Annotated in this window: 19 protein-coding genes and 1 riboswitch; of the genes, 12 read left to right on the top strand and 7 right to left on the bottom strand. The window is 73.4% G+C overall.

The window, feature by feature from the left end; translation table 11 throughout:
• Positions 1-4 precede the first annotated feature (4 nt).
• The 4 genes from O7611_RS14820 to O7611_RS14835 all read right to left on the bottom strand — a co-directional run bounded on the left by O7611_RS14820 (position 5) and on the right by O7611_RS14835 (position 6,114).
• Entirely contained in the window at positions 5-871 is an 867-nt protein-coding gene (locus tag O7611_RS14820; RefSeq protein ID WP_269697068.1) for an SDR family NAD(P)-dependent oxidoreductase, read from the bottom strand.
• A 659-nt stretch (positions 872-1,530) separates the two neighbouring features.
• Positions 1,531-4,326: an FAD-binding and (Fe-S)-binding domain-containing protein gene (locus tag O7611_RS14825; RefSeq protein WP_269697069.1), complete on the bottom strand. Its 2,796-nt coding sequence runs from the start codon at positions 4,324-4,326 to the stop codon at positions 1,531-1,533.
• 46 nt (positions 4,327-4,372) lie between these two features.
• The gene (locus O7611_RS14830) at positions 4,373-5,143 is read right to left on the bottom strand and encodes a nucleotidyltransferase domain-containing protein (protein ID WP_269697070.1); all 771 of its coding nucleotides are present in this window, start codon (positions 5,141-5,143) and stop codon (positions 4,373-4,375) included.
• 29 nt (positions 5,144-5,172) lie between these two features.
• Positions 5,173-6,114: a diacylglycerol/lipid kinase family protein gene (locus O7611_RS14835; RefSeq protein ID WP_194799366.1), complete on the bottom strand. Its 942-nt coding sequence runs from the start codon at positions 6,112-6,114 to the stop codon at positions 5,173-5,175.
• Between the two features lie 149 nt (positions 6,115-6,263).
• On the opposite strand from O7611_RS14835, the gene O7611_RS14840 reads away from it, so the two are divergent.
• From O7611_RS14840 to O7611_RS14855, 4 genes are all read left to right on the top strand, one after another.
• Entirely contained in the window at positions 6,264-7,352 is a 1,089-nt protein-coding gene (locus O7611_RS14840) for a hypothetical protein (protein ID WP_228531461.1), read from the top strand.
• Positions 7,353-7,482: 130 nt separating this feature from the next.
• Entirely contained in the window at positions 7,483-8,145 is a 663-nt protein-coding gene (locus tag O7611_RS14845; protein WP_194799365.1) for a hypothetical protein, read from the top strand.
• A 147-nt stretch (positions 8,146-8,292) separates the two neighbouring features.
• Positions 8,293-10,605: a transglycosylase domain-containing protein gene (locus tag O7611_RS14850; RefSeq protein WP_194799364.1), complete on the top strand. Its 2,313-nt coding sequence runs from the start codon at positions 8,293-8,295 to the stop codon at positions 10,603-10,605.
• Positions 10,606-10,993: 388 nt separating this feature from the next.
• Positions 10,994-13,057, top strand: coding sequence for a M4 family metallopeptidase (locus tag O7611_RS14855; RefSeq protein WP_269697071.1), 2,064 nt, complete (start codon positions 10,994-10,996; stop codon positions 13,055-13,057).
• A gap of 75 nt (positions 13,058-13,132) precedes the next feature.
• On the opposite strand, the gene O7611_RS14860 is transcribed toward O7611_RS14855, so the two are convergent.
• Both O7611_RS14860 and O7611_RS14865 read right to left on the bottom strand, forming a co-directional pair.
• The gene (locus O7611_RS14860; protein WP_269697072.1) at positions 13,133-13,582 is read right to left on the bottom strand and encodes a YbaB/EbfC family nucleoid-associated protein; all 450 of its coding nucleotides are present in this window, start codon (positions 13,580-13,582) and stop codon (positions 13,133-13,135) included.
• A gap of 185 nt (positions 13,583-13,767) precedes the next feature.
• Positions 13,768-14,412 carry a LysM peptidoglycan-binding domain-containing protein gene (locus O7611_RS14865; RefSeq protein ID WP_194799361.1) on the bottom strand — a complete coding sequence of 215 codons (645 nt, stop codon included), beginning with the start codon at positions 14,410-14,412 and terminating at the stop codon, positions 13,768-13,770.
• A riboswitch (cyclic di-AMP (ydaO/yuaA leader) is annotated at positions 14,411-14,556 on the bottom strand. It overlaps the preceding gene by 2 nt.
• A 171-nt stretch (positions 14,557-14,727) precedes the next feature.
• Here O7611_RS14865 and O7611_RS14870 point away from each other — a divergent pair.
• Genes O7611_RS14870 through O7611_RS14880 form a run of 3 tightly spaced genes read left to right on the top strand, consistent with a single transcriptional unit; the run spans position 14,728 to position 17,544 of the window.
• The gene (locus tag O7611_RS14870; RefSeq protein WP_194799360.1) at positions 14,728-16,290 is read left to right on the top strand and encodes an LLM class flavin-dependent oxidoreductase; all 1,563 of its coding nucleotides are present in this window, start codon (positions 14,728-14,730) and stop codon (positions 16,288-16,290) included.
• 47 nt (positions 16,291-16,337) lie between these two features.
• Positions 16,338-16,814 carry a winged helix-turn-helix transcriptional regulator gene (locus tag O7611_RS14875; protein ID WP_194799359.1) on the top strand — a complete coding sequence of 159 codons (477 nt, stop codon included), beginning with the start codon at positions 16,338-16,340 and terminating at the stop codon, positions 16,812-16,814.
• A gap of 31 nt (positions 16,815-16,845) precedes the next feature.
• Positions 16,846-17,544, top strand: coding sequence for an SDR family oxidoreductase (locus O7611_RS14880; RefSeq protein WP_269697073.1), 699 nt, complete (start codon positions 16,846-16,848; stop codon positions 17,542-17,544).
• 609 nt (positions 17,545-18,153) lie between these two features.
• Here O7611_RS14880 and htpG read toward each other — a convergent pair.
• The gene (htpG, locus tag O7611_RS14885) at positions 18,154-20,046 is read right to left on the bottom strand and encodes a molecular chaperone HtpG (protein WP_269697074.1); all 1,893 of its coding nucleotides are present in this window, start codon (positions 20,044-20,046) and stop codon (positions 18,154-18,156) included.
• A 137-nt stretch (positions 20,047-20,183) separates the two neighbouring features.
• Between htpG and O7611_RS14890 the strand changes: the two genes are divergently transcribed.
• The 5 genes from O7611_RS14890 to O7611_RS14910 are packed head-to-tail and all read left to right on the top strand — an operon-like array spanning position 20,184 to position 23,462.
• A complete protein-coding gene (locus O7611_RS14890) occupies positions 20,184-20,912 on the top strand; it encodes a FadR/GntR family transcriptional regulator (RefSeq protein ID WP_194799356.1) in 729 nt (242 codons plus the stop codon).
• Complete coding sequence (locus O7611_RS14895; protein WP_194799355.1) at positions 20,909-21,736, top strand: sterol desaturase family protein; 828 nt, start codon at positions 20,909-20,911, stop codon at positions 21,734-21,736. Before O7611_RS14890 ends, O7611_RS14895 begins: the two co-directional genes overlap by 4 nt.
• Positions 21,733-22,407 (top strand): lysoplasmalogenase, encoded by a 675-nt coding sequence (locus O7611_RS14900; protein ID WP_194799354.1) that lies wholly within the window; start codon positions 21,733-21,735, stop codon positions 22,405-22,407. Before O7611_RS14895 ends, O7611_RS14900 begins: the two co-directional genes overlap by 4 nt.
• A complete protein-coding gene (smpB, locus tag O7611_RS14905; RefSeq protein WP_194799353.1) occupies positions 22,380-22,871 on the top strand; it encodes an SsrA-binding protein SmpB in 492 nt (163 codons plus the stop codon). The genes O7611_RS14900 and smpB overlap by 28 nt, the downstream gene beginning before the upstream one ends.
• Before the next feature lie 42 nt (positions 22,872-22,913).
• The gene (locus O7611_RS14910) at positions 22,914-23,462 is read left to right on the top strand and encodes a DinB family protein (RefSeq protein ID WP_194799352.1); all 549 of its coding nucleotides are present in this window, start codon (positions 22,914-22,916) and stop codon (positions 23,460-23,462) included.
• Positions 23,463-23,486: the final 24 nt, after the last annotated feature.

Genomic DNA, 23,486 nt, shown 5'->3' on the forward strand with positions numbered 1-23,486 from the left:
GAGGTCAGGCGGTCACGTGGGCGCTGTCGCCCGCCGTCGCGGCGAACGACGTGCCGCTGACCATCCGCGCGGCGTCGGAGGCGAGGAACACGACGAGTGGCGCGACGTCCTCCGGTTCCACCCACGGCACGCCCAGCGGCGTCTTCGACCGCAGCGCCTGAATCGCGGCGTGTTCCACCTCGGCGAGGTCACCGGAGGCCGGCTTCCCCGCCTCGACCAGCGCCTGCACGTACCGGTCCCGATGCCGGGTCAGCGCGGTGTCGACCAGCCCCGGGATGACCGCGTTCACCGTCACGCCGTGCGGCCCGAGTTCCAGCGCGGCGGACTTGACCAGCCCGATCAGCCCCCACTTCGACGCCGAGTACGCGGACCCGTTCGTGGTGCCGTGCTGCCCCTGGGTGGACGACGTGACCACGATCCGGCCGCCGCCGCGGCGTACCAGCAGCGGCGCGAAGACCCGCAGCACGTTCGCCGCGCCCGTGAGGTTGACGTCGATCTGGTCGTGCCAATGCCGGTCGGTCATCTCCAGCAGCGGCGCGAACGCCTGGATACCGGCGTTGGCGAACAACACGTCCACGCCGCCGTGTTCGCGTTCCACCGCCTCGGCCACAGCGCGTACCGCGCCGATGTCGCGCTGGTCGGCCACGTGCGCGGACCAGCGGGCACCGGCCGCCGTCACCCGCCGGCCGGTCTCGGTCAGGTCCTCCGGGCCGGCGGGCGGCAGGTCCAGGATCGGGCTGACCGGCCCCGCGATGTCCATCCCGGCCACGTCCGCGCCCGCCTCGGCCAGCGCGACCGCCGCGGCCCGGCCGATCCCCCGCGCCGCGCCGGTGACCACAGCGACCCGTCCCGACAACATCCCGGCCGCCACCGCGTCACCCCTCCCGTGGACTCCCCTCTCGCACCGTAAGCCCTGCCGCCCCCGCCCCGCCCGCAATCGAGACCCCGGTACGCCCGCCCAGCTCACGGCGCCCGCTCCCCTCATCACCGACGCCTCCCTCAACCGGCACACCGCCCCACCGGCGGCGGCATCCCTTGGACGAAGCCAGCCGCCCCGCCCGACCTGGTGTCGATCACGCAACCACGCGCGCCCGGCCCGGCCAAGGTCAACACCATTACGGGGATGTGGTGCCATCCAACCCACCTGGACCCCGCCACCACCCCGAACTGGTGTCGATCATGAACCCCAGGGCGCACCCGGCCACGCGAAGATCAACACCATTGCGGGGAGGTGACCGCGTCCACCCCGCCCGGACCCCACCACTCCCCCGATCTGGCGTCGATCACGCGAGCAGTCGGCACCCACTCGACCACGGCCAAGGTCAAGGCCACCGCGGGGAAGTGGCGGTGTTGGCCCCGCGCGAACCAGACCACCTCCCGGACTGGTGTCGATCACGCGAGCAAACGGCACCCGGTCGAGGCCAAGGTCAACACCAGTACGGGGAAGTGGTGCCATCCAACCCACCCGGACCCCGCCACCAGCCCGAACTGGTGTTGATCACGCGAAAAGCCGGCACTCCGCGGACGTCGCTACGGCGAGGTGGCCTCGGCCAGCAACTCCAGCAGGTGCCGGTACGGCTGCCCGGTGGCCCGCGCCAGCCCGATCTCGCAGGTCCGGTTCACCGAGGCGTACCCGTCGAAGGGGCGTGCCGTGACGGCGGCGGCCTCGGCCCGGGTGGCCGACGCGGTCAGCTCCGGATGCAGCAGCCCCCGGTCCCCGGCGAAGCCGCAGCACTGCCAGCCCTCCGGGACCACCACCTCGTCGGCGACCGCGCGGGCCACTGTGAGCAGCGCGTCGTCCAGGCAGAGCCGGACCGACGAGCAGGTCGGGTGCAGCGCGAGCGAGCCGATCCGGCGGCGCACCGTCAGCCGGGGCAGCAGCGTGCCGGCGGTGTACGCGACCGCGTCCACGACCCGCACGTCCCCGGCGCCGTCGAGCAGCCGTTCGAAGCCCTCGGTGCAGGACGCGGCGTCGCTGACCACCGGCAGCGCACCGTCCCGGCTGGCCGCGCGCAGCACCGGCGGTACGCGGTCGCGCACCGCCCGGTAGCCCTCGGTGAGTCCCTTCGACGACCAGGGGGTGCCGCAGCACAGGTCACCGATGCCGTCGGGCACGAGCAGCCGTACGCCGGCCCGCTCGGCGAGCGTGAGCAGCGCGGCTGCCACGCCGGTGCCGCCCCGCTCCGGGGCGAACAGGGTGCCCAGGCAGGACGGGACGAACACCGCGTCCGGGTCGTCGGCCCGGTGCGGGCGGCGCGGGGTGCCGCCGCGCGGCAGGTCCCGTTGCCACCGCGGTACCCGGTCGGCGCCGAGCACCGCGCGGGCGGCCCGGGTGGCGGTCTCGGGCAGCGCGGGTGGCAGCGCCCCGGCCAGGTCGAGTCCCCGGGCCATGCCCCGGGTGGTGGCGCCCCAGCGGCGGGCGGCGCCGCGCCAGGCGGTCCCCGCCGCCCGGCCGTGCTCCTGCGCGCGCAGCCGCTTCACCAGGTCACCGGTGTTGATCAGCACCGGGCAGGCGGTGGCGCACATGCCGTCGACGGCGCAGGTCTGCACCGCGTCGTAGTCGTAGGCGTCGGTCAGTTCCCGGGCCAGCGCGGTGTCGCCGGCGGCCTGCGCGGCGGCGATCTCCCGGCGCAGCACGATGCGCTGCCGGGGCGTGGTGGTGAGGTCGCGGCTGGGGCAGACCGGCTCGCAGTAGCCGCACTCGACGCAGCGGTCCACCTCCTCCTCCACCGTCGGCACGGTCTTGAGGTGCCGCATGTGGATCTCCGGGTCGTCGCTGAGCAGCACGCCCGGGTTCAGCACACCGTCCGGGTCGCAGAGCCTCTTCAGCTCGCGCATCACCTCGTACAGCTCGTCACCGAACTGGCGGCGCACGTACGGGGCCATCACCCGGCCGGTGCCGTGCTCGGCCTTGAGCGTCCCGCCGTGGCCGAGCACCAGGTCGACCATCTCCTCGGTGAAGTCGGCGTAGCGCGCCGGGGCCTCACCGCCGTCGAACCGCTCGTTGAGCATGAAGTGCAGGTTGCCGTCCTTGGCGTGGCCGAAGATGACGCTGTCGGCGTACCGGTGCCGGTCGAACAGCTCGGCCAGCGACGCGCACGTGCCGGCGAGCGCCTCGACCGGGACGGCGATGTCCTCCAGCAGCGCCGTGGTGCCGGACGGGCGGGCGCCGGCCACGGCCGCGTACAGGCCCTTGCGGATGTGCCACAGCGCGGCGCGGGCAGCGGGCTCGCCGCTGAGCCGGGCCGGTGCGCTCAGCGGCAGGCCGGCGAGCACCGGTTCGGCGCCGGCGACCCGGTCGGCGAGCGCCGCCGGGTCGGACTCCTGCCACTCGGCGAGCAGCGCGGCGTGCCCGCGCACGGCCAGGCCGCGCAGCGTGGCGTCCGCCTTCGGGTCGCGCTGGGCCACCCGCAGGGCGGCGGCGTCGAGCAGTTCGATCGCCGCCGGGCCGGCGGCCACCAGCGCCGGCATGGCGGCCATCGCCGCGCCCAGGGAGTCGAAGACCAGCAGGCCGGTCGCGGCGTGCCGGTGCACGGGTACGGTCCGGAACGTCGCCGAGGCGACGAACGCGAGCGTGCCCTCGCTGCCCACCACGAGCCGGGTGAGCAGGTCGGCCGGGTCGTCGTGGTCGAGGAACGCGTTCACGCCGTACCCCATGGTGTTCTTCATGGCGTACTGGGCGCGGATGCGGCGCACCGAGTCGGGGTTGCCGCGTACCCGGTCGCGCAGCCGCAGCAGCCCGGCGTGCAGTGCCGGTTCGGCGGCGCGCAGCCGGGCGTCGGCGTCCGGGGCGCCGGTGTCCAGCACGGTGCCGCTGGGCAGCGCGAGGACCAGCGACTCCAGCGTCCGGTACGTGTTGAACTCGGTCCCGCAGGTCATGCCGCTGGAGTTGTTGGCGACCACGCCGCCGACCGTGCACGCGGACTCGCTGGCCGGGTCGGGGCCGAGCTTGCGGCCGTACGGCGCGAGGCGCGCGTTCACCTGCCGCAGTACCACCCCGGGCTGCACCCGTACCCGCCGCCCGTCGTCGAGGACCGTCAGGTCGCGGAAGTGCCGCCGCACGTCGACGAGCAGCCGGTCGGTGACCGCCTGGCCGCTGAGGCTGGTACCGCCGGAGCGGAACGTCAGCGGGGTGCCGGTGCGGGCGCCGTACGCCAGCAGCGCGGCCACCTGACCGGCGTCGACCGGCGTGATCACCGCGCCGGGGTGCAGCAGGTAGTGCGAGGCGTCGTGGGCCATCCGCAGCCGGTCCGCGGCCCGGGTCGCCACGCCACCGGGCAGCACCGACTCCAGTCCGGCCCGCGTGGACGCGCTCAGCTCCGTCATGATCACCGCACCTCCCCCGGCTCACAGTAGTCACGCGCGGCGGGGCTCACCGCGCGGTGATCCGGTCCAGCACCCGCCGCTGGAACGCGCGGGCGGCCGGGCCGGACGGCGGCGTGCCGCCGCCGCGTGCCTCGATCGAGGCGCGGATCAGCGCGGCGTCCGGGTCGTCGGCGGCGACCCGGAGCCCGGCGTCGACCTTGCCCAGCCAGACGCCGTCGCGGATGCGCACCAGCGCCCGGCAGGCGCCGAGCACCGCGTCCTCCGCGCCGGGGGCGGGTTCGTCGCCGGATGGCGTGGGCAGCGCCAGCCACCAGCGCAGCGCGTCGGCAAGCAGTGCCCGCAGCGCCGGCGGGGACGGGTCGGCGAACACGTCGGCGGCGGGCGGGCCGAGCAGCGTCAGGCCGGACTGGCGCAGGATGCTGCGGTCCAGCGCGTACCAGAACCGCCCGTCGGCGGCCGGCCGGTCGGCCGGGTCGTAGGTGGCGCGGAACGGCATGGTGGCGCCGGTGTTCAGCTCGACCTCGAAGCCCGGCTCCGCGGTGCCGGAGGCGGCCACGTCGCGGCGGTAGACGACCAGTTCCAGGCCGCGTGCCGGGCAGGGCAGCGACCCGTGCCGCAGCCGGTCCACGAGCAGGCGCTTGTCCGGCTCCGGCATCGGCCCGGCGGCCACCAGCGCCACGTCCACGTCGCTGCGGCCCGGCTGGTACGCACCCAGCCCGACCGACCCGGCGGCGTACGCGCCGACCAGGTCGTCACCGAGCACGTCCCGGGAGCGGCGGACCACTTCGGCCAGGTAGTCGCGGATGTCGTCGCGCATTCCGGCATCCTGCCCCGGCCCGGGCGCGGTCAGTCCGCCGGGTCGGGACAGCACACGGTCAGCGCGCCCGGCACCACCTTGACCTTGAGGCGTTTCGCCTTGCCCCGGGCGCCGCCGTCCAGCTCGTACGTCTTCGGCGCGTCGAACCGCACCCTGATCTTGCGACCCCGGGTGATCCGCACGAACGGCGACTCCTCGGAGCGCCCGGCGGCCATCCGGCCCAGCGTGCGCGCCCAGTCCACCGCGCCGCTGGCGGTGGACACGCCGATCTCCAGCGCCCCGTCGTCCGGGCGGGCGTCGTCGAAGGCCGGGATGCCGCCGGTGATGGTGCCGACGTTGCCGAACAGCACGCAGCTCGCCTCGTCGTCGAACCAGTCGGCGCCGTCGACCCGGATCCGGGTCCGTACGCACTCGCCGCGCACGTGCCGCAGCCCGGTCCAGACGTACGCGATCCGGCCGAACCGGCCCTTGAGCTGCCGGTCGGCGTCCCGGATCAGGTCGCCGTCGAACCCGGCGCCGGCCATCACCGCGAAGTGCTCGCCGTTGATCCGGCCCAGGTCCAGCTCGCGCCGGCGGCCGTGCAGCGCGATGCGTACCGCCTCCGGCAGGTCGACCGGGATGCCCAGGTTCACCGCGAACAGGTTGGCCGTGCCGGCCGGCAGGATGCCCATCGGCACGCCGCTGCCGGCGAGCGCGTCGGCGCACCGCTGCACCATGCCGTCGCCGCCCCATACCAGCACCAGCTCGGCGCCCTCGTCCAATGCCGCGCGGACCCGCCTGGGTGCCTTCCGGCTCTTCGGCACCTCGTACCAGAGCAGCCGCCCGACCCCGGCGGCGACGAGCCGGGAGCGCAGCTCGTCGAGCCCTCCCCCGAACGTCTTCTTCCGGTGGGCGACGACAGCGACCACACCGGCCGGGGGCGCGGCGGGTGCGGGGGTGGTGTCCGGGCGTTCGGCCGTGCGCGTGTCCATGACCCGGCTGGTACCCGGACGCCGCGGATCCCACGCCTGCGCGCGACGCGCCCGACACCCGTCGGCGGCGTACTGTGCCCGGGCCGCCACGTTCGGTACAGTGCGGGACGTCGATCCGTGCCGCCGGGTGCGGGCGCGAAAGGTGTGGAATGTCGGGACAGGCCGGGCGGGTGGCGCGCTGCACGCTGCGCCTCGGTCTGCTGCTCGGCGGCGTGGCAGTGGTCTGGGGCGCCCACGAGGCCGCCTTCGGCTCGGCCGCCCACGCCGCCGAACGTCCGTCCGGCCCGCTCACCGCCACCGTCGGGGTGCTCACCCACACGCTCGGGACGGTGCTCGGCCTGCCCACGTCCGAACCCGGCGAGGCGCCCACCGCCGGTTCCGGCGGCGCCACGGCGGAACCGGCGACGCCAGCCGCGTCCGCACCTGCGCCCGCACCCGACGCGACCACGCCGAAGCCGGACACACCCGCGTCCGGCACGCCCGCGTCCGGCACCGGTCGGCCGAAGGCGCCGCCGGCCCCCGCGACCCCGGTCACCGGCCGGGTGGTCGAGGCGGTGGTGACGCCGGTACGCGACCGCGTGCTCGCGCCGGTCGCCGAGGGCCTGAGCCCGGTCACCGATCCGGTGCAGGCAGGCGTGCTCGACCCGGTGGCGGACCTGCTGTCGCCGGTCGTGGAGCCGCTGCGCCCGATCCTCGGCCCGGTCTGGCGGGGCCTGGAACCGGTACTCGACCCGCTGGCACCGGTGCTCGACCCGCTCAGCCCGGTGACCGATCTGCTCGACCCGCCGTCCGCGCCGGACCCCGGATCGCCTCCGGCACCCGGCGAGCCCGGGCCGGTCGAGCCGGGCCCACCGGCCGAGCCCGTTCATCCGGCCGACCCGGCCGCGACGCCCGCGCCCGCCGCCGAGCGTGCGCACGACAGACCGTCCCGCCTCGGCGGTCCGGTCCTCGCCGCCCCGGCGGCGCGCACCCTGACCGTCGTCGGCACCCGGTGGGCCGACCCGGCACAGAGCCGGGCACCGGCGGCTGTCGGCCCGGCGGTGCACGTCACGACCACGCCCGCCGTACCGCTGCCACCGCACGGCCTGAGCCACGGCGGCGGCGCGGTGCACAGCGAGGCGGCCGACGCGGACACGAACCGCTGGCGGCTGCCGACCCTGGCCCACCGTTACGCGCGGCCGACGGCCGATCCGCTGCCGCCGTCGCGTACGTCGCGCCCCGGCACCAGACCCGCCTGAGCGGACCCCACAGGCACCACCTCCGATCCGGAGCACGGGCGTGTCCCGCCCGTCTGCCGCATGCCGCGGCGGCGCCGTCGTCCGGCGCCCGCAACCGACCCGATCACGCCTGGACAACAGGAGTTCGTTCATGAGCACAGCCCTGCCCGTCGTCCGCGCCCGGTGGTGCGACATCGGCCGCATCGCCGATCTCGTCGCCGAGGCCCTCGCGCCCACCGCGCTGGCCGCCTGGCTCGTCCCCGACACCTCCCGCCGCCTGCCGGTCCTCGCCGCCGTGGCGCGGATCTGGACCGAACACGCGTTGCTGTTCGGCGACGCGTTCCTGCTGCCCGACGGCAGCGCCGCCACCGTGTGGTTCCACCGCTACCGCCCGATCCCCGCCCCCCACCGGTACGCCGACCGGCTCGCCGGCGCCGCCGGGCCGGACGAGGACCGGTTCCGCCGCCTCGGCGCGGAGCTGGCGGCACGCCGTCCGGCCGAGCCGCACAACCATCTGGCGCTGCTGGCCGCGCCCCGGGGCGGCGCGACGCAGGCGCTGTCCTCGGCGCAGCGCCGGATGGACACGTTGAGCCTGCCCACGTACGCGCATCCGTGCGCCGGTGAGCAGACGGAGGAGCTGCTGCGGCGGCACGGCTACGCCGAGCGGGAGACGTTCGCCGCCCCCGACGGCACGCCGGTGCGGTCCTTGTGGCGGTCGGCGCCGTTCCACGCCGGCGGCAACGACAGGTGGCGGACCCGCCGGGCCGCCCGCCGGGAACGCGACGGCCGCGCCGCCGGACGGGCGGCGCGCTGACCGGGTGAGCCCTCCGGGCCGGGGCGGCGCCCGTGCGCCCCGGCCCGGAGCACGCCACACCATGCGGGTTCTTCGGCCGGTGCCGTCGGCGCTGCTCGGTTAGCCTGCGAGCCGGGCACGACTCAGCCGAGCAGTCGGAGGTAACGCATGCGGAACAGCGGATCCACAGCGGCACCGGGCGGCGCGGCACCGGTGCGCCCGAAACGCAAGCGGCGGCGTCTGCTCGTCGTCCTCGCGGTCTGCACGCTGCTGGCCGGCTGCGGGCTGGTCGCCGGCGGCTACTACTTCGACAGCGTGCCGACGCCCAGCGACCTGAAGCTGCCCGAGTCCACCACCGTCTACTACGCCGACGGCCGCACGCCGATGGCCAAGCTGGGCGCGCAGAACCGCACCATCGTGCCGTACGACGAGATGAACGACTCGGCCAAGCAGGCGATCGTGGCGGCCGAGGACCGCACGTTCTGGACGAACCAGGGCATCGACGTCAAGGGTGTGCTGCGGGCGGCCTGGGCCAACATCAGCGGCGGGCAGCGGCAGGGCGCGTCCACCCTCACCCAGCAGTACGCGCGCATCGCCGCGGACCTGCGCGGGGTCACCTACTCCCGCAAGCTGCGCGAGGCGGTGATCGCGTGGAAGCTCGACGACGCGTACTCCAAGGAGGAGATCCTCGGTTTCTACCTGAACACGGTGCCGTTCGGGCGGGGCGCGTACGGCATCGAGGCGGCCGCGCAGACGTACTTCGGCAAAACGGTACGCCGGGACGCGCCCGCCGCGCGGCAGCTCACGCCGGCCGAGGCGATGGTGCTCTGTGCGATGGTGAAGCAGCCGGAGGCGGACCCGGCCGACCCGGAGGGCTCGCCCGGCTACGACCCGCGCCGCAACGCGCTGGCCCGGCAGAACTCGATCGACAGGTGGAACTACATCCGCGACGGCATGGTCAAGCTCGGCTACCTGACGCCGCAGCAGGCGGCGGATCTCGCGTACCCGGACACGGTCCGGCCGATCGACAAGGACGCGGGCCGGTCCGACCTGGACCGGCCGACCGGCCTGGTGGTCAACCACGTGCTCGCCGAGCTGCGCGAGACCGAGCCGTTCCGCGGCAAGCCCGACGAGGTGATCCGCGACGGCGGCTACCGGATCGTCACCACCATCGACAAGCGGGTGCAGGACGCGGCCGAGGCGGCGGCGGACATCCGCCGCGACACCGCGCCGCAGGCGGTACGCGGCCAGCCGCGCAACTGGCAGGCGGCGCTGGTGGCGGTGGAGCCGGGCACCGGCCGGGTGCTCGGCTACTACGGCGGCGACAAGGGCTCGGGCGCGGACTACGCGGGGTGGTACTACGACGAGAACGGCGAGACCCGCGGGTTCGGCCAGCATCCGCCGGGGTCGTCGTTCAAGGTGTACGACCTGGCGGCGGCCGTCCGCGACGGGATCTCGGTGAAGCAGCGGTTCGACTCGCCGGACACCAAGGAGTTCCCCGCCTCGGGGCGCACCAAGGGCAGCGCGGCGGGGCCGATCCGCAACGCCGAGCGTGCGCCCTGCCAGCCGGACTGCGCGCTCTGGGAGGCGACCGTCGCCTCGCTGAACGTGACCTACTTCGAGCTGACCGAGAAGCTGGGCACCGACAAGGTGATCGAGATGGCCCGGCAGGCGGGCGTGGAGTCGATGTGGGAGACGGTCCGGGGCAATCCCCGGCCGCAGCGCGTCGACCTGCGCAGCGACCCGGCCGACGAGGTGGCGAAGCGGTTCTCCACCGAGGTCGGGATCGGGCAGTACGGCATCACCGTGCAGGACCACGCGAACGGCATGGCCACGTTCGCCGCAGGCGGCAAGCGTGCCGACGCGCACTTCGTCCGGTCGGTCGGCAAGGACGACGAGGACGTGTGGACCGAGCAGCTCCGTACGACGGATCTGGGCCTGGACCGGGAGGCGATCGACCAGCTCGACTGGACGCTGCGCCGGGTGCGGTCCGCCGAGCTGGGCAACGGCTGGGACTCCGCCGGCAAGACCGGCACCTGGCAGGCCGGGCAGAGCACCACGCAGAACGTGCACACCTGGATGGTGGGCTGGACCGGCGCGCTCGCCTCGGCCGTCTGGCTGGGCACCACCGACGGCAAGCCGCTGCGGACCAGGGGCGGCAGCTACGAGGTGTACGGCTCGACCGGTGCCGCGCCGATCTGGCGGCAGTTCATGACCCGGGCCACCGCGGCGATGAAGCTCGACCCGGACAAGTACCGCTTCGGTCAGCCGGCGTTCCCCGGCGAGACCCCGGAGCCGACGCGGTCGGCGCCGCCGCCGACCACCGCCGCGCCGACACCGTCGGAGTCGCCGAGCCCCAGCCCGTCCTCGTCGAGCCCGAGCCCGGATCCGACCGGGCGGCCGACCTCGCGGCCGACATCGACGCCGTCGCTGCCACCGCTGCCCACCGTGTCGCCGACGCGGACCCGCGGCCCGCGCTGACCCGCCCGGGCGCAGGGCGGCGGCCTCGCGTCTATGCGCGCCATTCGCACACAGCGGCAACGTCCGCAATTTGCACCGGCACCCATCCACCGTCGGCGATATTCGCCCTGATCAGGGCCTATTGAAGATCATGGTTGCCTGAATCGACGCGCGCGGCGACACGCCCGACTGTCAGTCGTTGCCCAGGTCACTTATTGCTCCGGCCTCGCACGGCGTGTGATTGTGCACCAGCGAGCCGCCGACCCCCGGCGAATCGCGACGGTCGATCTGTCGACCCGGAGCCACGCCGGCAGCTCCGGTGACCGGCCGTCACCCTGCCTCGCACCACCGCGCCGCCCGTCCCCACCGGGCTCCGTGCGGCGCACCTGTAGAACAGGAGCAAACCCCCGTGAAACTCTCACCTCGCCTCGCCGCGCTCACCGGCGCGGCCGCGGCCGGCCTGCTCGCCGCAGGAACCGCCGCCGCCGTGCAGGCCGCGCCACCCGGGCCCGCCGCCCCGAACCCGGCGCAGGCCCGCGCGACCGCCGCCGACTCCGCCCGCGCCCTGGTCGCGAACCGCCCCGCCTACCTGCAGGCCGGCTCCGACGACGCGTTCGTCCAGAAGCCGGTCATCTCCTCCGAGGGCACCCAGTACGTGCCCTACGAGCGCACCCACAAGGGCCTTCCGGTGGTCGGCGGCGACTTCGTGCTCGCCACGGACTCGGCCGGCAACCTGAAGTACGCCTCGGTCGCCCAGCAGCGGCCCATCGGCGCCCTCGCCACCACGCCCGCGCTGACCCCGGCCGCCGCCGCGAGGACGGCGCGCGCACAGCTCAAGACCGTCGACGCGGTCGAGGGCACCACGCTCGTGGTCTACACGCTAGGCGCCGCACCGGCGCTGGCCTGGGAGAGCACTGTGCGCGGCACCGGCGCGGACGGCCCCAGCCGCCTCACCGTCGACGTCGACGCCCGCACCGGCGCGGTCCTGCGCAAGCAGGAGCACGTCGTGCGCGGCACCGGCACCGGCGCCTGGAACGGGCCCAGCCCGCTCACCCTCAACACCACCCAGTCGGGCTCCACGTACACCATGAAGGACCCGACCGTCACCAACCTGAGCTGCCAGGACGCGGCGAACAACACCACGTTCAGCGGCTCCGACGACGTGTGGGGCAACGGCACCGCCACCAACAAGGAGACCGGCTGCGTGGACGCGTTGTTCTCCGCGCAGACCGAGCACAAGATGCTCGCCCAGTGGCTGGGCCGCAACGGCGCCAACGGCAACGGCGGCTACTGGCCGATCCGGGTGGGCCTCAACGACCAGAACGCCTACTACGACGGCAGCCAGGTGCAGATCGGCAAGAACACCGCCGGCCAGTGGATCGGCTCGCTGGACGTGGTGGCGCACGAGATCGGCCACGGCATCGACGACAACACCCCCGGCGGCATCTCCGGCGGCGGCACGCAGGAGTTCGTGGCTGACACGTTCGGCGCGGCCACCGAGTGGTTCGCCAACGAGCCGTCCAGCTACGACGCGCCGGACTTCCTGGTCGGCGAGAAGATCAACCTGGTCGGCTCCGGCCCGATCCGCAACATGTACAACCCGTCCGCGCTCGGCGACCCGAACTGCTACTCCAGCAGCATCCCGTCGACCGAGGTGCACGCCGCGGCCGGCCCGGGCAACCACTGGTTCTACCTGCTCGCCAACGGCAGCAGCCCGACCAACGGGCAGCCGTCCAGCTCGACCTGCAACGGCAGCAGCGTGACCGGCCTGGGCATCCAGAAGGCCATGAAGATCATGTACAACGGCATGCTGCTGAAGACGTCGTCCTCGTCGTACCTGAAGTACCGCACCTGGACGCTGCAGGCGGCGAAGAACCTCTACCCGGGCAGCTGCGCGGAGTTCAACACGGTCAAGGCGGCCTGGGACGCGGTGAGCGTGCCGGCCCAGTCCGGCGACCCGACCTGTGCCGGCGGCACCCCGACGCCCACGCCGAGCACCACGACCACCCCGCCGTCGGGCGGCTGCTCCGGCAACAAGCTCGCCAACCCGGGCTTCGAGTCGGGCAACGTGAACTGGAGCGCCTCGTCCGGCGTCATCACCACCGACAGCGGCCAGGCCGCGCACGGCGGCTCGTACAAGGCGTGGCTGGACGGGTACGGCTCGTCGCACACCGACACGCTCAGTCAGTCGGTGACGATCCCGGCCGGATGCCGGGCGACGTTGAGCTTCTGGCTGCACATCGACAGCGCGGAGTCGACCACCAGCACCGCGTACGACAAGCTCACCGTCAAGGCGGGCAGCACCACGCTGGCCACCTACTCCAACCTGAACAAGGCCACCGGCTACGTGCAGCGGTCCTTCGACATCTCTTCGCTGGCGGGCACCACGGTGACCATCTCGTTCACCGGCGTGGAGGACAGCTCGTTGCAGACGTCCTTCGTCGTCGACGACACCGCGGTCACCCTGAGCTGACAGTGGCGTAGCGCGGCCGGTCGTCGTCCTCCCGGCGGCCGGCCGCCTCGTCGTGCCGGGGCGTGTGCGGTCGGGTCAGACCGCGCGCCCGGCCCGGGACCCGGCACCGCGGTCGCGGTGGATCCGCGCGGCCGCCTCGTGCATCGCGCGGCCGAACAGCTCGGCCTGGTCGCCCATGTTGCCGAGGCGGGCGGCGAGCGCGTCGGCGTCGGCCCGGGCCGACGCGCTGACCCGGTCGTCCAGCTCGGACAGCGCGGCGTTGGCGGCGGTGATGAGGTGTCCGCAGAGGACGTCGAGGGGCTCGCCGGCCAGCTCCGGGTCGATCGTCACGGACTCGAGCCGGCCACCCTGGACGGCGACCGCGCGAACCCGGCCGCCGGCTGCGGTGCCCTCGGCGAACAGCAGCTCACCCGGCTCGCCGTCGGCATGCGCCGAGGCCCGGGAGCGCATCGCGGTGAGCGCCTGCTGCGTGCGGGTCAGCAGCTCGTCGATGCTCGCGGCCGCCGAGAACGGGTCGTTGGTCATATCCGCGCTTTCTTCACGTCTTAGCCGAGCATGCGTGACCCTAGCAACCGGCTCCGACGAATCGCGGTCACCGGCCGGTCCGGGTCGCGTCCCGGCCCCGCGAGCAGGCCGGACACCGGCCACGCGGCGTGTCGCGGACGGCCGAGCGCCCGGCCGGGGCGAACCGGCCGGGCGCTCGGACGAGGTCAGCGCAGGCGCAGCTGCTGACCGGGGAAGATCAGGCCCGGGTCGTCGCCGACCACTGCCCGGTTGCGCTCGTGCAGGGCACGCCAGCCGCCGTCGACGCGCTGCGCCACGGCGATCTCCGACAGCGTGTCCCCGCGCCGGACCACGTACGTCCCGGCAGCGGAGGACGGCCGCGGCACCGCCTTCGTCGTGGCGCGTTCCGGCGCGGCCTTCGTCGCGGCGGCCCGCTTCGGCGCCGCCTTCTTCGGTGCCGCCTTCGTGGTCGCCCGCTCGGACCGGGTCGCCGCGCTCGCCGAGCCGCCCTTCTTGCCGCAGACCGGCCACGCGCCGATGCCCTGGCCGCGCAGCACCTTCTCCGCCACGGCGATCTGCTCGGACCGGCTGGCCAGGTCGGCGCGCGCGGCGTACTTCTGGCCGCCGTAGCCGTTCCAGGTGGCGCGGGAGAACTGGAGCCCGCCGTAGTAGCCGTTACCGGTGTTGATCTTCCAGTTGCCGCCGGACTCGCAGCGCGCGACCGCGTCCCAGTTGACGCCCGCGCTGGCCGGAGCGGCCGGGCCGAAGAGGGTCGCGGCGCCGACGGCGGCGCCGGCCAGGACCGCCCCGAGAGCGGTACGGCGGCTTCGGGCTGAGTATTCAGTTGCCATGTGGATTCCTCCACGCCGACGAGGTGAGCTGTCGGGTTCGGGCCGAGGAGCCCGGCCGCCGGTGGCGGCTTCACCCCGAGGTGACGATGCACCGTGGAACGTGTGGTTCCCCCGCTCCCGCACGAGGTTCGGTTACCGGGGCCGGCGGCGGGATTTGGCGTTTCCGGCACTCGGTGTCCGCGTCTGCGAACGAAACCGACGCTAGGAGCGATTTGCGACGATCGTCCACTTCTTGTGACGCTCTTCACCCGGCCGGGCGACCGGCGGCGGCGCTACGGTGGCAGGGCCAGGCAAGATCACGGGAGGGCTTGACGGATGACCGATCACGGACACGAGCTGACCTTCGGCGGCTTCATCACCCCCGCCGCCGCGCAGCCCGACCAGGTGGTGGCGCTGGCCCGGCTCTGCGAGCAGGTCGGGCTGGACCTGGTCACGTTCCAGGACCACCCCTACCAGCCGGGCTTCCTGGACACCTGGACGCTGATGTCCTACGTGGCCGCCGCGACCGAACGTGTCCGCCTGGCCGGAAACGTCCTCAACCTGCCGTTGCGCCAGCCGGTGGTGCTGGCCCGCAGCGTCGCCAGCCTGGACCTGCTCACCGGCGGCCGGGTCGAGCTCGGGCTCGGCGCGGGCGCGTTCTGGGACGCGATCGAGGCGGCCGGCGGGCGACGCCTGTCCCCCGGCGCCGCCGTCGAGGCCCTCGACGAGGCGATCCGGGTGATCCGCGAGGTCTGGGACACCGACCGTCGCGGCATGATCCGCGTCGACGGCGAGCACTACCGGGTGGTCGGCGCCAAGCGTGGCCCGGCGCCCGCGCACCCGGTGGGCATCTGGGTCGGCGCGTACAAGCCGCGCATGCTGCGCCTGGTCGGCCGCGCCGCGGACGGCTGGCTGCCGTCCCTGTCGTACCTGCCGAAGGGCCCCGACGAGCTGCCCGCCCTCAACGCGCTGGTCGACGAGGGCGCGGCGGCCGCGGGACGCGACCCGGCCGCGATCCGCCGCATGCTCAACGTGACCGGCACGTTCGCCCGCTCGTCGGCCGGTTTCCTGGCCGGGCCGCCGGAGCAGTGGGTGGAGGAGCTGGCCGGGCTCACCCTGGAGCACGGCATCACCACGTTCATCCTCGGCAGCGACGAGCCGCGCGCGATCCAGATCTTCGGCCAGGAGGTCGCGCCCGCCGTGCGGGAGCTGGTCGCCGCCGAGCGCGCCGCGCCCGCCGGCGGAACCCGCACGGCCGCCGACGAGCAGACCTCCGCCGGCGGCCCGAGCACGCTCGGCGTCACCCCCACCCCCGACCCGGGGGTACGCCTGAGCGCGCGCCGCCCCTGGGACGAGTCCACCCGCCCGAGCGCCCCGCCGCCGCCGGCCGGGCACGTCTACCCGGCCCGTGGACAGGCCGCCGGCCAGCACCTGGTGGACGTGCACGACCACCTGCGCCAGGAGCTGGCCCAGGTGCGCGACCTGCTGGAACAGGTCAAGCAGGGCTCTGTCACGCCGGGCCGGGCGCGGGCCGCGCTGAACGAGATGACCATGCGGCAGAACAACTGGACGCTCGGGGCGTACTGCGCGGCGTACTGCACGATGGTCACCCAGCACCACGGGCTGGAGGACGCCTCGATCTTCCCGCACCTGCGCCGCTCCGAGGCCGGGCTGGCGGCGGTGCTGGACCGCCTGGAGGAGGAGCACGTGGTGATCCACGGCGTGGTGGAGAGCGTCGACCGGGCGCTCGTGGAGCTGGTCCGCCGGCCCGGCGACTTCACCGGACTCCAGGAGGCGGTGGACCTGCTCACCGACACGCTGCTGTCGCACCTGTCGTACGAGGAGCACCAGATCGTCGAGCCGCTGGCCCGGCACGGATTCTTCCCCGGCCAGCTGTGAGGTAGCTGGCTTTTGCTTTCCTAAGTCAGGTGGGTACCGTCGACGCCATGACGGACCTCCTCGCGCAGCGTGACTCCTGGTCCACCGCCAACTGCTCGATCGCCCGGGCGCTGGAGGTGGTCGGCAACCGCACCACGCTGCTCCTGCTGCGGGAGGCGTCGTTCGGCACCCGCCGCTTCGACGACTTCGCCCGGCGGGTCGGCGTCAGCGAGCCGGTGGCCGCCGCTCGCCTCAAGCAGCTCGTCGCCGACGGGCTGCTCGACCGGCGTCCCTACCGCGAGCCCGGGCAGCGCACCCGCGACGAGTACGTGCTCACCGCCAAGGGCAGCGACCTGATCCCGGTGCTGGTCGCGCTGCGGCAGTGGGGCGACACGTACGCCGCCGACGAGGCGGGCCCGGCGGTCCGGGTGGCCCACGACGAGTGTGGCGCCCCGGTGCACGCCCGGCTGCGCTGCGACGCCGGGCACGACGTACCGCCCGGTGAGCTCGCCGTCCTGCCCGGTCCGGGCCTGCTGTCCGCCTGACTCCCTCCCTCACCACACCTCGGAGCGACACATGAAGATCGCTGGAAGCACCGCCCTGGTCACCGGCGCCAACCGCGGCTTCGGCCGGCACCTGGCCGCCGAACTCGCCGCGCGCGGCGCCACCGTCTGGGCCGCCGCCCGCAACCCGGACACCGTGGACCTGCCCGGCGTTACCCCGGTGCGCCTGGACGTCACCGACCCCGCGTCGGTCGCCGCCGCCGCGGAGCGGGCCGGTGACGTGACGCTGCTCGTCAACAACGCGGGCGTGAGCACCGGCACCGACCTGCTCGACGGCGACCTCGACAAGATCCGGCTGGAGCTGGAGACGCACTACCTCGGCACACTGTCGGTGGTACGGGCGTTCGCGCCCCGGATCGCCGCGAACGGCGGCGGCACGATCCTGAACGTGCTGTCCGCGCTGTCCTGGTTCACGTTCCCCGGCGTCGGCGCGTACGGCGCGGCCAAGGCCGCCGAGTGGTCGATGACGAACGCCCTGCGCCTGGAGCTGGCCGGCCGGGGCGTCCGCGTCGCCGGCCTGCACGTGGGCTACATGGACACCGAGATGGCCGCCGCCGTCCCCGGCCCGAAGGCGCACCCGGCCGACGTCGCCCGGCTCGCCGCCGACGGCATCGAGTCCGACAGCTACGAGATCCTGGCCGACGATATCGCCCGCCGGGTCCAGGCCGGACTGTCCGGCGGAGTGGCCGCGCTCTACCCAGCGCTCCCCTGAGCCGACCCGTCGTCGCCGAGGTGGCGGCGCCACCTCGGCAAGACAGTTCCGCTGCCACAACTACCGCCCGAGGTCCCTCCATCTGGGACCAGCCTCCCCCACTTTGGGACACCCCAGCGTCATCGACACCAGCTCGCCGAGGTGGCCGGGTCAGAGCCCGTGGGATGCCGCCACTTCGGCGCAGTGGTGTCGATCAAGCGGCTGCCACGACTACCGCCCGGGCACAGTCGATCAACAGCGGCGCTCCGCCATCCACCCCGACCCACACCTGTGCACCGGGGCAGCCCTGCCGATGCGGGCGGAAGCCCTCACCGCCCCGGGCATCCCTCCAGGTGGGATCGATCTTCCCCAGTCTGGGATACCCACCGTGATCATCACCAGTACGGCGAAATGGCGGGGTCAGAGCTCGTCCGATACCACCACTTCGGCGAGCTGAAGTGGATCATCAGCTGACCCGACACCCGCCCGACCATCGACTTTCCGAGCGGGGTCGACACCGGCTCGGCGAGGTGGCGGTATCGGAGGCATGCCGATACCGCCACCTCGGCGTCATGGAGTCGATCACGCCGGCCCGCCGGGGTTGGTCGGGCGAACCGGGTCGGGGTGGGGCTACAGGCCGCGGGCCAGGCGGTCGGCGAGGATGCGGGTGAACCGGGCCGGGTCGGCCAGCTCGCCGCCCTCGGCCAGCAACGCCATGCCGTACAGCAGCTCGGCGGTCTCGGTCAGCGCGGCCGTGTCGCCGCCCTCGCCGTGCGCCTTGCGCAGCCCGGTGACCAGCGGGTGGGCCGGGTTCAGCTCCAGGATCCGCTTGACCTGCGGCACCTCCTGGCCCATCGCCCGGTACATCTTCTCCAGCGTCGGCGTCATGTCGTGCGCGTCGCCCACCACGCAGGCCGGCGAGGTGGTCAGCCGGGTGGACAGCCGCACCTCCTTGACGCTGTCGGCCAGCGCGCCGCCGAGGAACGTGAGCAGGTCGGCGTACTCCTGCCGCTCGGCCTCGGCCTTCTCCTTCTCCTCCTCGGTCTCCAGGTCCACCTGCCCCTTGGCGACCGAGCGCAGGGTCTTCCCGTCGTACGCGCCGACGCGCTCGACCCACACCTCGTCCACCGGGTCGGTGAGGATCAGCACCTCGTAGCCCTTGGCGCGGAACGCCTCCAGGTGCGGCGAGTTCTCGATGGTGGCCCGGTTCTCGCCGGTGGCGTAGTAGATCTCGCTCTGGCCGTCCTTCATCCGCTCCACGTAGTCGCGCAGCGTGGTCGGCTCGGCCGGGTCATGGGTGCTGGCGGCCCGGACCAGCTCCAGCAGCGTCTCGGTGTTGTCCGGGTCCTCCAGCAGACCCTCCTTGACCACCGCGCCGAACTCGGTCCAGAACGTGCGGTACGACTCGGCGGACATGTCCTTGAGCGTGGCGAGCACCTTCTTGACCAGCCGGCGGCGCACCGCGCGGATCTGCCGGTCCTGCTGGAGGATCTCCCGGGAGATGTTCAGCGACAGGTCGTGCGCGTCCACCACGCCCTTGACGAAGCGCAGGTAGTTGGGCATCAGCGCGTCGCAGTCGTCCATGATGAACACGCGCTTGACGTAGAGCTGCACACCGCGGCGGCCCTGCGGGGAGAACAGGTCGAGCGGGGCGTGCGAGGGCAGGAACAGCAGCGCCTCGTACTCGAAGGTGCCCTCGCCGCGCATGTGGATCGTCTCGAGCGGGTCGGCCCAGTCGTGCGCTACGTGCCGGTAGAACTCCTTGTACTCGGCCTCGTCGACCTCGTCCCGCGAGCGCGCCCAGAGCGCCTTCATCGAGTTGAGCGTCTGTTCCTCGCGGGTGGTCGCGCCGTCCTCGCCGGGCTTGTCGACAGTCATCCGGATCGGCCACGAGATGAAGTCGGAGTACCGCTTGACGATCTCGCGGATCGTCCACTCGGCGGTGTAGTCGTGCAGGTTGTCCTCGGTGTCGACCGGCTTGAGGTGCAGCGTGACCGAGGTGCCCTGCGGGGCGCCCTCGACCTCCTCGATCGAGTACGTGCCCTCGCCCGCGGACTCCCAGCGGGTTCCGCCTGACTGCCCGGCGCGGCGGGTCAGCAGCGTCACCTTGTCGGCCACCATGAACGTGGCGTAGAAGCCGACGCCGAACTGGCCGATCAGCTCCTGGGACGCGGCGGCGTCGGCGGACTCGCGCAGCTTGCGCAGCAGCTCGGCGGTGCCCGACTTGGCGATCGTGCCGATCAGGCCGACCACCTCGTCGCGGGTCATGCCGATGCCGTTGTCCCGCACGGTGAGCGTACGGGCGTCCTTATCGACCTCGATCTCGATGTGCAGGTCGGACGTGTCGGCCGGCAGCTCCTTGTCGACGAGCGACTCCAGCCGCAGCTTGTCCAGCGCGTCGGACGCGTTCGAGATCAGTTCGCGCAGGAAGACGTCCTTGTTCGAGTAGATCGAGTGCACCATCAGCTGCAACAGCTGACGAGCTTCGGCCTGGAACTCCAACGTCTCGACCCGGTCGCTCACACCGACTCCCTTCCCTCTGGCGGGCCTACGGCGCAAAGGATACGAGGGGTGACCAAGGAGGCACGCACCGGCCGTCCTCGAAATCGACTGGTACAACCAGTTGACGGGTTGATGTGTTCGGGGCCACACTGCTGCACATGACCTTCGATCCCGCTCCCCGTGTCTCGGTCTCCGACCACGTCTTCGGGCGGCTGCGCGACGCGATCGTGTCCGGTCGCTACGCGCCGGACGAGACGCTGCCCGGCGAGCGGGAGCTGGCCGGGGCGTTCGCGGTCAACCGGCACGCCGTCCGGGAGGCGCTGCGCCGCCTGCAACAACTCGGCCTGGTCCGGGTCAGCCAGGGCGACGCGACCCGGGTGCTGGACTGGCGGGTCCACGCCGGACTGGACCTCGCGCTGTCCCTGGCCCGCTCCGGCGACGTACTCCCGGTCGAGACGCTGGTGCGCGACATGCTGGAGATGCGGGCGTGCGTCGGGATCGACGCGGCCCGGCTCTGCGCCGAGCGCGCGGACGCGGCGGTCGTCGCCGCCCTGGTCCGGGCCGCCGAGGAGTACGGCGACCTGGCCCCCGACCTGGACCTGATGAACGAGGCGAACATCGCCGTCTGGCGGCTGATCGTGCGCGGCAGCGGCAACACCGCCTACCAGCTCGCCTTCAACAGCCTGGTGGCCGGCACGTTCGCGGTCGGTGACGTCCCCCCGGACGCCCGAGCGGCCGAACTGCTCGACGTGGCCGGGCACCGCCGTCTCGCCGCGTCGATCGCCTCCGGTCAGGGTGCGGCGGCGGCCCGGCACGCCCGGGAGCTGCTGACCGCGCCGGTCACCACCCCCACCACCCCCGTCCCCGGAAGGGAAGCGCGCGCATGATCCCCGCCGTGCTGTACGCCGTCCCGGCGTTCCTGCTCCTGATCGTCATCGAGGCGGTCTCCTACCGCTTCCTGCCCGACGACGACGAACGCGGCTACGAGCTGCGCGACACCACCACCAGCCTGTCGATGGGGCTGGGCAGCCAGATCATCGGCTTCCCGTGGAAGCTGCTCACCGTCGGTGCGTTCGCCGCGCTGTGGACCGTGGCGCCGGTGCACCTGTCCCCCGGCGACTGGTGGACCTGGGTGATCCTGTTCTTCGCCGACGACCTGGCCTACTACTGGTTCCACCGCTCGCACCACGAGGTACGCGTGCTCTGGGCCAGCCACGTCGTGCACCACTCCAGCGTCTACTACAACTTCTCGACCGCGTTGCGGCAGAGCTGGACGCCGATGACCTCGCTGCCGTTCTGGCTGGCGCTGGCGCTGCTCGGCATCCCGCCGTGGATGATCTTCCTCCAGCAGTCGGTCAGCCTGCTGTACCAGTTCTTCCTGCACACCGAGCGGATCAGGGTGCTGCCCCGGCCGATCGAGTGGATCTTCAACACGCCGTCGCACCACCGCGTGCACCACGGCTCGAACACCGAGTACCTGGACCGCAACTACGGCGGCATCCTGATCATCTGGGACCGGCTGTTCGGCACGTTCGAGCCGGAGCGGGCCACCGCGCGCTACGGCCTGACCAAGAACATCGGCACCTACAACCCGCTTCGGGTGGCCACCCACGAGTTCACCGCGATCTGGTCCGACGTACGCCGGGCCGACTGCTGGCGGCACCGGCTGGGCTACCTGTTCGGCCGTCCCGGCTGGCAGCCGGCCCGATGAGGCGCTCCTGGCTGCTGCCCCTGTTCGGGCTGGTCGCGGCCGTCGAACTGGTCGGCGTCGCGCTCGACTCGGCAGCGCTCCAGTGGGTGGCCAAGCCGCTGCTGGCGCCGGTGCTGCTGGCGTACCTCTTGACGCACCGGCGCCGCGTCGACGCGGTGGCGGTCGGCCTGGTCGCCGCCACCGCAGGCGACGTCGCACTCCTCGTGGAGGGCGACACCGCGTTCCTGGCCGGGATGGGCTTCTTCCTGGTCACCCAGATCGCGTTCATCACCGCCTTCATCCGGCACCGGCGCGCGCCGGTCGTGGCCTGGGCCGGTTACCTGGTCGCCTGGGCCGGCGCGAACGCGCTGCTCTGGAGCATGCTCGGGCCGCTTCGGCTGCCGGTGCTCGGCTACAGCCTGGCCCTGTGCCTGATGGCCGCCGCCGCGACCGGGGTGTCGGCGCCTGTCGCCGCGGGCGGGGCGCTCTTCCTCGTCTCCGACCTGCTCATCGGCGTGGGCGCGGCCGGCGTGGACCTGCCTGGGCGAGGGCTGCTGGTGATGGTCACCTACTGCGCCGCGCTGCTGCTCATCACCACCGGCTGGGTGGCCGCGACGCGCCCGGCGACCGGCCCGCAACCGCCGCCTGCGGGTACCCTGCTCGCGTGGCCAGGGAGAACGGGCGCAAGCTGATCGCCTCGAACAAGAAGGCGCGGCACGACTACGACATCCTCAAGACGTACGAGGCGGGCATCGTGCTGGCCGGCACCGAGGTCAAGTCGCTGCGCGAGGGGCGGGTGTCGCTTGTCGACGCGTTCGCCCAGGAGCGCGACGGCGAGATCATGCTGTACGGCCTGCACATCGCCGAGTACGGCTTCGGCACCTGGACCAACCACGCGCCCCGGCGCACCCGCAAGCTGCTGCTGCACCGGGTGGAGATCGCCCGGATCCTGGAGAAGCTGCGCGACGGCGGCGTCACGCTGGTGCCGCTGTCGATGTACTTCGCCGACGGCTGGGCCAAGGTGGAGCTGGGCCTGGCCCGGGGCCGCCGGTCGTACGACAAGCGCCAGGCGCTGGCCGAGCGGGACGCGAAGAAGGAGATCGCCCGGGAGATGGGCCGCCGCCTCAAGGGCCGGACGGCGGCGCGGCGGGGCTGAGCGGGCCGTTTTCTGTCCCAGGGCGGTGGCACGCTGAGGCGCATGACCGATCTGACCTGGAACCCGCTGCTCCGCGAGCAGCTCACCTGGCACTGGACGTACCAGTTGCGCGATCGCCTCGCCGGGCTCACCGACGCCGAATACCTCTGGGAGCCGGTCCCCGGCTGCTGGAGCGTGCGGCCGCGCGGCGACGACGGCACCCCGGCGATCGACTTCGCGATGCCGCAGCCGGACCCGCCGCCGTTCACCACCATCGCCTGGCGGCTCGCCCACGTCGTCGTCGGCGTGCTGGCCATGCGCAACGCGTCGCACTTCGGCCGCGCGCCCGCCGACTACGCCTCGTTCCCCTACTCCCCGACCGCGGCCGGCGCGCTGGCCCAACTCGACGAGGAGTACGCCGCCTGGACGGCGGGGGTCGAGGCGCTCGGCGAGGAGGGCCTGGCCCGCCCCTGCGGCCCGGCGGAGGGGCCGTTCGCCGATGTCCCGATGGCCACGCTCGTGCTGCACATCAACCGGGAGGTGATCCACCACCTGTCCGAGGTGTGCCTGCTGCGCGACCTGTACCGCCACACGCCGGAGCCGACGCGATAAATACAAGACTCCTTGTACATCGTG

The sequence above is a fragment of the Micromonospora sp. WMMC273 genome (assembly GCF_027460285.1).
Lineage (GTDB): Bacteria > Actinomycetota > Actinomycetes > Mycobacteriales > Micromonosporaceae > Micromonospora > Micromonospora aurantiaca.